General features: G+C 70.4%; 8 protein-coding genes. 3 read left to right on the top strand and 5 right to left on the bottom strand.

Annotated features, from left to right (window positions below; all coding sequences use genetic code 11):
- On the bottom strand, nucleotides 1-544 hold a 544-nt coding region (locus tag AAHM41_RS37990), incomplete at its 3' end, for an HD domain-containing protein (protein ID WP_342241831.1).
- Nucleotides 541-1,689, bottom strand: coding sequence for a 2-trimethylaminoethylphosphonate dioxygenase (gene tmpA, locus AAHM41_RS37995; RefSeq protein ID WP_342241832.1), 1,149 nt, complete (start codon nucleotides 1,687-1,689; stop codon nucleotides 541-543). The genes tmpA and AAHM41_RS37990, both read right to left, overlap by 4 nt.
- Nucleotides 1,690-1,780: 91 nt before the next feature.
- Between tmpA and AAHM41_RS38000 the strand changes: the two genes are divergently transcribed.
- Entirely contained in the window at nucleotides 1,781-2,713 is a 933-nt protein-coding gene (locus tag AAHM41_RS38000; protein ID WP_342241833.1) for a LysR substrate-binding domain-containing protein, read from the top strand.
- Nucleotides 2,714-2,777: 64 nt separating this feature from the next.
- A complete protein-coding gene (locus tag AAHM41_RS38005; protein WP_342241834.1) occupies nucleotides 2,778-3,107 on the top strand; it encodes a helix-turn-helix domain-containing protein in 330 nt (109 codons plus the stop codon).
- On the opposite strand, the gene AAHM41_RS38010 is transcribed toward AAHM41_RS38005, so the two are convergent.
- The 3 genes from AAHM41_RS38010 to AAHM41_RS38020 are packed head-to-tail and all read right to left on the bottom strand — an operon-like array spanning nucleotide 3,082 to nucleotide 4,900.
- The gene (locus AAHM41_RS38010) at nucleotides 3,082-4,170 is read right to left on the bottom strand and encodes a 5-(carboxyamino)imidazole ribonucleotide synthase (RefSeq protein ID WP_342241835.1); all 1,089 of its coding nucleotides are present in this window, start codon (nucleotides 4,168-4,170) and stop codon (nucleotides 3,082-3,084) included. The two genes, AAHM41_RS38005 and AAHM41_RS38010, sit on opposite strands and share 26 nt — an antisense overlap.
- Nucleotides 4,167-4,664, bottom strand: coding sequence for a 5-(carboxyamino)imidazole ribonucleotide mutase (gene purE, locus AAHM41_RS38015; protein WP_342241836.1), 498 nt, complete (start codon nucleotides 4,662-4,664; stop codon nucleotides 4,167-4,169). The genes AAHM41_RS38010 and purE overlap by 4 nt, the downstream gene beginning before the upstream one ends.
- Nucleotides 4,665-4,699: 35 nt before the next feature.
- The gene (locus AAHM41_RS38020; protein ID WP_342241837.1) at nucleotides 4,700-4,900 is read right to left on the bottom strand and encodes a YdcH family protein; all 201 of its coding nucleotides are present in this window, start codon (nucleotides 4,898-4,900) and stop codon (nucleotides 4,700-4,702) included.
- Nucleotides 4,901-5,086: 186 nt separating this feature from the next.
- On the opposite strand from AAHM41_RS38020, the gene AAHM41_RS38025 reads away from it, so the two are divergent.
- Nucleotides 5,087-6,169: an ATP-dependent 6-phosphofructokinase gene (locus AAHM41_RS38025; protein WP_342241838.1), complete on the top strand. Its 1,083-nt coding sequence runs from the start codon at nucleotides 5,087-5,089 to the stop codon at nucleotides 6,167-6,169.
- The last annotated feature ends 156 nt before the right edge of the window (nucleotides 6,170-6,325 follow it).

A 6,325-nucleotide genomic window follows, 5' to 3' on the forward strand; every position in this document is an offset into this window, starting at 1 on the left:
CCGCTTTCGCCACCTTGAGGATGCGGTCGCGGTAATCGGCGACGGTGCTGACTTTCAGCCCATCGACCTTGCCGCCATCGTCCCAGCGCCGCAGCCGCACCGCGGCCTCGACATGGGGGTGGCGGGCGAATTCGGCCGCCTCCTCGGGGCTCATCGGGCCGCCCTGCTTGCCGAGCGAATGGACCGAAGCCGCGGACAGGACGTCCAGGTAGCTCGGCTCGACGGCGCAGAGATAGCGCTTGGCGGCGACATGCAGGCGGACCGGCTCGCTGACCTCCGGGCCGAAGCGGGCGGCCAGCCAGTCGCCGCCGGCGCCGTCATGCTTGTGATAGCCATAGGCGTCGTCGGCCAGCTCCAGGAAATGGCCGATGTCGTGCAGCAGGGCGGCCACCACCAGCACGTCGGACGCGCCTTCGTGCTCGGCCAGGGCGGCCGCCTGCAGGCCGTGCTCCTGCATGGTCACGCCTTCGCCATAGGTCTCGTGGCCATGGGCGGCGAACAGGCCCTCGATCTCGGCCAGCAGCGGATGCAGGGACTCGCTCATCGGGTCGCCTCCAGGCTGAACAGGGTGCTGGTCAGGCCGTCCTTGTCGGTGTAGCAGCCCTGCAGCCAGCGGCGCCCGGCGGAGAAGCCGCGGCGGCCGTGCAGCACGCGCTGGTTGTCGACGATGAACAGATCCCCCGGCGCCAGGCGGAAGCCGACCGTGAGGTCCGGGTCATGCAGCAGCCGGCCGAAGCGGCGATAGGCGTCGTAGAAGGCCTCGACCTCGTCTGGGTCCAGGTCGAGGGGAGCGATCGAGCGGTTGTTGTAGCGCACCGCCGCCAGCTCGCCCTCCGCGTCCAGCTCGATCAGCGGCGCCCGGCTGCGCAGGTCGATCTGGCCGGGTTCGACATAGCGGAAGGGCACCGCCCGCCGGGTCAGCAGGGCGAAGGCGTCCGGCGCCTCGCGCCGCAGCCTTTCGGCCGCGGCGAAGCCGTCGACCACCACCGACTCGCCGCCCTCGGCCGCCGCCTCCAGGCAGTGCAGCAATTGCAATTGGGGCACCGGATCGCGATAGGGGTTGTCGGTGTGATTGCCCAGGCCGATTGCCGTAAAGGCCAGGTTCTGCGGCTTGTCCACCGCCACCACGTCGAACAGCCGGCCGTAATTGGTCTCGCGGACGAAGCCGAACAGCTCGACCACCTTGCACACCGTGCCGGGTTCGGTCGGCACCCCGCGCAGCAGGGCGAAGCCATGGTCATAGGCCCGGCGCAGCCAGGCGGCGCGGGCGGCATCGTCACCGGCGACCGCGGCATAGTCGTCGGTGGGCAGGGCGAGGGACGAATCCCACAGCACCGGCCGGCGCCGGCGCTCGGTGCGGGAGGCGGGGTCCAGGGCATGGGCGCGCAGCCAGGCGGCTGAGAAGCGCGCCGGCGTCTCGAAGCCGGCGAGGTCGATCTCGACCGTGCCGTCGGCGGCCAGGACGGCGGTACGGATGGCAATGCCGTCGGGCAGGTCGATGGCGTCGAACAGGCGCTGACCCTCCGGCCGGTCGCGGCGGTCCGGCCGGTTGTCGGCCAGCCAGATCGCGGGGTAGGGGCTCTCGCGGCCATCCGACCAGCGGATCGTCAGCCGGTCGGCGGTGTGGCCGAGGGTGGCGATCCGAGCCGTGTCGGCGACGGCGAGCGGGACGGCGAGGGCGGTGGGCATGGCGGCCTCGGCAAGGGTGCTGGGCCGAGACTGCGATCCCCTCATGCATAAGTCCAATACGCGCTTTCCATGCTATCTATGGGCCATGCGAATGAACCTGATGCAGCTGCGGGCCTTCCACGCGGTGGCGACCCAGGCCAGCTTCACCCTGGCGGCGCGAACGCTGGGGCTGACCCAGCCGACCCTGTCGCAATCGGTGAAGGCGCTGGAGGAGCGCTACGGCGTGCTGCTGTTCGAGCGCAGCTCGCGCCGGGTGCAGCCGACCGAGATGGGGCGGCGGCTGTTCCAGCTTACCACCCGGCTGTTCGACACGGAGCAGGAGGCGGCGACGCTGCTGGAGGGCTCGGCCCAGCTGGCCCGCGGCCTGCTGCAGCTCGGTGCCGACAGCCCGTATTACGTCATGCCGTTGATCGCCGAGTTCGACCGCCGCCACCCGCAGGTCGAGATCCGGCTGTCGATCGGCAATGCCGGGGCGGTGCTGGAGGACCTGTCGGAGGCGCGGCTGGACGTGGCGCTCTTGTCCAACCCGCCGGTCGATCCGCGCTTCCACACCGTGCCGCTGTATCGCGACCCGGTGCGGCTGATGCTGCCGGCCGGCCATCCGCTGGCCGCGAGCCACCCGCTGGCGGCGGGCGACGCGGTGCCGGTCGCGGCGTTGGCCGGGCAGCGCCTGGTGATGCGCGAGACCGGGTCGATGACCCGGCGCACGGTCGAGCGCGGCCTGGCCGAGGCGGAGATCGCGCCCGGCGCAATGTTCGAGGTGACCGGCCGCGAGGCGGTGCAGGAGGCGGTGGCGCTGGGCCTCGGCCTCGGCTTCATCTCCGCGGGCGAGATCCGGCCCGATCCGCGCATCGCCGTCCGGCCGCTCGCTAACTGCGCCTGGCACACCGACGAATATGTGTTGTGCCAGCGCGACCGCCGGCGCTTCCCGGCGATCCGCGCCTTCATCGAGCTGGCGGTGGCGGCGGTAGGGGCGGGGCAAGGACCAGGAGAGCTTCAGTCTCCGACTCCGCAGACGGTATGATCTGGGTCGACCAGACTACTGCCTGGCCGTATATGGCCAATGTTGCGAAGATGAGGAACCCGTGATGTCGAAATTCGGGCAGGACCTGATCGAGAGCGCCAGGGAGGCGCTGGCGATTGCCCAAGGGCGCTCCGAAGCCGCCCGGTCGATCCCAGTTCCCGATGTTGATGTCTCGGCGATCCGCAAGCGGCTGGGCCTGTCACAGTCCGCCTTTGCCGCCAAGTTCGGCTTCTCGGTCTCGGCCGTCCGCGACTGGGAGCAGCATCGCAAAGTGCCGGAGCCGGCGACCCCGTACCTTCCTGAAGGTGATCGAGAAGGAGCCGGAGGCGGTCGAACGCGCGCTGTCCGCGGCGTGAAGGCCGCCGGCCTCAGCCCTTCGGCATCAGCCGGTTGACATGGCCCATCTTGCGGCCGGGGCGGGGGGCGCCCTTGCCGTAGAGATGCAGCCTGGCGCCGGGCTCGGCCAGGAAGTCCGGCCAGCGCAGCACGTCGTCGCCGATCAGGTTCTGCATCACCGCGTCGGAATGGCGCTCGGTCGACCCTAACGGCAGGCCGCAGACGGCGCGGACCAGCTGCTCGAACTGGTCGCAGGTGCAGGCATCCTGGGTCCAGTGGCCGGAATTGTGCGGCCGCGGCGCCAGCTCGTTGACCAGCAGGCCACCGTCGCGCGCCTCGAACAACTCCACCGCCAGCAGGCCGGCCATGTCCAGCGCCGTGATCAGGGTGCGGGCGATCTCCTCGGCCTCGGCGGCGCGCTGCGGCGCCAGGTCGGGGGCGGGGGCGATCGTCTCCGACAGGATGTGGTCGCGGTGCCGGTTCTCGACCGCGGGGTAGCACACCACCGACCCTTCGACGCCGCGGGCGGCGATCACCGACAGCTCGCGGGCGAAGTCGACGAAGCCCTCGAGAATGGCCGGCCGGCCGCCGAGCTTCTCCCACGCCGCGGCGGCGTCGGCGGGGTCGCGGATCACCGCCTGGCCCTTGCCGTCATAGCCCTCGCGCCGGGTCTTCAGCACCGACGGCGTGCCGATCGCGGCCACCGCCGCCGCCAGCTCCCCGGCCGAGCCGATGGCGCGCCAGGGCGCGGTGCCGATGCCATGGCGGTTGCAGAAGTCCTTCTCGGCCACCCGATCCTGGCACACCGCGAGCCCGTCCGGCCCTGGCCGCACCGGCACGCGGGCGGCCAGGTGCAGCACGGTCTCGTAGGGGATGTTCTCGAATTCGTAGGTGACGACGTCGACCTGGGAGGCGAAGGCGTCCAGCGCCGCGTGATCGGTGTAGGAGGACAGGGTCGACCGGTCGGTCACCTGGGCACAGGGGCTGTCCGGGTCCGGGCACAGCACATGGGTGCGGTAGCCGAGGCGGGCGGCGGCCAGGGCGGTCATGCGGCCGAGCTGGCCGCCGCCGAGCATGCCGATGACGCTGCCTGGCGGAAGGGGAGGGGTGCTGCTGCTCATTCGTCCTTCGGGTGCTCGGCCACGACCTCGGTCTGGCGCTGGCGCCAGGCGTCCAAGGCATCGGCGACGGCAGGGTCGCTCAGCGCCAGGATCGCGGCGGCCAGCAGCGCCGCGTTGATCGCCCCGGCCCGGCCGATCGCCAGCGTGCCGACCGGGATGCCGCCCGGCATCTGTACGATCGACAGCAGGCTGTCCATGCCCTTCAGCGCCTTGCTCTCGACCGGCACGCCCAGCACCGGCAGCGGCGTCATCGCCGCCGTCATGCCCGGCAGATGGGCGGAACCGCCTGCACCGGCGATGATCACCTTGATGCCGCGGCCGCGCGCCTCGCGGGCGAAATCGGCCATCCGGTCCGGCGTGCGGTGGGCCGACATGATCCGCGTCTCATGGCCGATGCCCAGCAGCGACAGCGTGTCGGCGGCGTGGCGCATGGTCTCCCAGTCGGACTGGCTGCCCATGATGATTGCCACGGGCGGCGCGGCGGGTTCGGCCATCGGTCGGGAAATCCTCGGGGTTGCGGGCACGCCCGTCAGGCGATGATGTCGGGCAGCAGCCTGCTCTCGATCATGGTGATCTGATCCTTGAGCAGCAGCTTGCGCTTCTTCAGGCGCTGGATCTGAAGCTGGTTGACGGGACCATCTGCGGTCAGCCGGTCGATGATCTCGTCGAGGTCGCGGTGCTCGACCCGCAAAGCGGCCAGCTTCTCCTGCATCGACTCGATGTCGATCATTCCCTCAAACGGCCTTTCCTGCGGGTCCCGGGTTCGGCGGCGCCCGATCATAGCAAAGGGAGCGGCCCGACCGGAACGCGTTTGACGCGGGGGTGGCGCGCCCCGGCGGCGCATCCGGCTCTTACAGCACCGGCCGCTTCCCGGTACAAGGGGGAACTGCAACCGGGAGCGGGAACGAAGCACGGCATGGCGGGCGAGAAGCGCATCGGGATTCTCACCAGCGGCGGTGACTGCGCCGGGCTCAACGCGGTGATCCGCGCGGCGGTGTGCCGGGCCGACGGGCTCGGCTGGACCGTGATCGGCATCAAGGAGGGCACCTCCGGCCTGCTGTCCCGACCGCTGCGCTACGAGGTGCTGACGCCGGACAAGATGACGACCGCGGTGATGCGCCAGGGCGGCACCATCCTCGGCACCACCAACAAGGGCGACCCCTTCGCCTTCCCGATGTCCGACGGCACGCTGAAGGACCGGTCGGTCGAGATCATCGGCGGCTATCACGAGCTCGGCCTCGACGCTTTGATCGGCGTCGGCGGTGACGGCAGCCATTCGATCCTGCGGCGCCTGGCCCAGCAGGGCGGCTTCAACTATGTCGGCATCCCGAAGACGATCGACAACGATGTCGGCCTGACCGAGGTCTCGGTCGGCTTCGACACTGCCGTGGCGGTGGCGACCGAGGCGCTGGACCGGCTGCAGCCGACCGCGGCCAGCCACGCCCGGGTGATGGTGCTGGAGGTGATGGGCCGCGACGCCGGCCATATCGCCCTGGCCGCGGGCATCGCCGGCGGCGCCGACGTGATCCTGATCCCGGAGATTCCGTTCTCGATCGATTCCGTCGCCCACAAGATCCGCGAGGTGCGCAAGACCGGCCGCAACTTCGCCCTGGTGGTGGTGTCCGAGGCGGTGAAAACCGCCGACGGCACCAAGGTGCACAAGGACTATCACGGCGGCGAGAAGCGCTTCGGCGGCATCGGCGACTACGTCGCCTTCAAGATCGCCGACACCACGGGGGCGGAGACGCGGGTGACGGTGCTGGGCCATGTCCAGCGCGGCTCGATGCCCAGCTGGCGCGACCGGCTGATCGCCTCGGCCTTCGGCGCCCATGCGGTCGACCTGATCGCCGAGGGCAAGTTCGACCGGATGGTCGCCTGGTCCGACCGCCGGGTGATCGACGTGCCGCTGCAGGACGCGATCGCCGAATACCAGGATATCAAGCACGGCGACCCGCTGCTCAGGACCGCACGCGCCCTGGGGATCTGTCTGGGGGATTGAGGCGAGGCTGACCTGTCGACGTGGGCTGCCGACTGAAGGCGACCTTCGCGACTTTTTGGGGTGCGACCGGAATTGGCGGAATGCGGCTATTCCCAATGAAGGATGAGTCAGAACGACATGCTACAATTCGCTTCAATTCGTTGCGGTCGTGTCTGG

The sequence above is a fragment of the Inquilinus sp. OTU3971 genome (assembly GCF_038440215.1).

Bases quoted from the DNA above. Each gene is read 5' to 3' on its own strand.
- AAHM41_RS38000 (WP_342241833.1), top strand. From the start codon at position 1,781: ATGAACCTGATGCAGCTGCGGGCCTTCCACGCGGTGGCGACCCAGGCC.
- AAHM41_RS38025 (WP_342241838.1), top strand. From the start codon at position 5,087: ATGGCGGGCGAGAAGCGCATCGGGATTCTCACCAGCGGCGGTGACTGC.
- purE (WP_342241836.1), bottom strand. From the start codon at position 4,664: ATGGCCGAACCCGCCGCGCCGCCCGTGGCAATCATCATGGGCAGCCAG.
- AAHM41_RS38005 (WP_342241834.1), top strand. From the start codon at position 2,778: ATGTCGAAATTCGGGCAGGACCTGATCGAGAGCGCCAGGGAGGCGCTG.
- AAHM41_RS38010 (WP_342241835.1), bottom strand. From the start codon at position 4,170: ATGAGCAGCAGCACCCCTCCCCTTCCGCCAGGCAGCGTCATCGGCATG.
- tmpA (WP_342241832.1), bottom strand. From the start codon at position 1,689: ATGCCCACCGCCCTCGCCGTCCCGCTCGCCGTCGCCGACACGGCTCGG.
- AAHM41_RS38020 (WP_342241837.1), bottom strand. From the start codon at position 4,900: ATGATCGACATCGAGTCGATGCAGGAGAAGCTGGCCGCTTTGCGGGTC.